The organism is uncultured Cedecea sp. (assembly GCF_947498825.1).
Lineage (GTDB): Bacteria > Pseudomonadota > Gammaproteobacteria > Enterobacterales > Enterobacteriaceae > JGM124.
Map to the genome: position 1 here is coordinate 1 of NZ_CANMLV010000056.1, position 748 is coordinate 748.

1 protein-coding gene is annotated in these 748 nt (G+C 42.1%); it reads left to right on the top strand.

The genetic code is table 11. From position 1 onward, the window contains the following. Positions 1-44: 44 nt before the first annotated feature. The coding region (locus Q1A40_RS22885; RefSeq protein WP_300006082.1) for a hypothetical protein at positions 45-748 on the top strand (704 nt) is incomplete at its 3' end.

Here is a 748-nt window from a genome sequence, read left to right on the forward strand (position 1 = left end):
GTTCTTAATTTAAAAAAAGTGATTATTACCTGATGGGGGCGACAATGATAAGAAATATGGTTAAGTTTTTCTCCGGCGTTATTGTGATGCTGTTTTCGGTATCCGCTTGTGCTATTCCGGTCACCGGGCCGGGGTTTACGCCGCTGGGCGAAATAGATACTTACGATATCGTAAATGATAACCCAGGAGGTATTACTCCTAATCGGAATTATACAGGAGGATTTTTTTTGGTTATCTCAGGGAGTCCACGATCTCATCCTTATGCTCAGTGTGCAAATGAACAGCCCTATACCATTTCAAATATTCCCGGAACGTCTTATTATGGTGTTGAAGTGAAAACGGGTATTTACTTGGTATTCTATGACAGCGTCATTACTTCCGTAAATGTCTATCATCAAAACTCTACTCCAGAAACCAGGGTAATTAGATTTAACTCGAATGGACAAATGCAAAATGGCACTAGTATATGCATAGGTGAATACTACAATGGAGTTAATATTATATATCCCAATGGACAACATGAAATGAGCGGGATCTTAAAATATGGGTTGTACGTTACGCCGGAGGCAGCATCGGGATCCGAGTTTAATTTATCATTTTACGTTTACCGGACATATTCGGCGGTAATGGCCGTTAACGAACCGACCCAGGTGAATCTGGTTGACTGCTCAGTCGCAACACCTGCATCAATCGATTTTGGGGATATTCCCGCCGGGAACACGAGGCCCGTTATCGATAACAGTGCAAA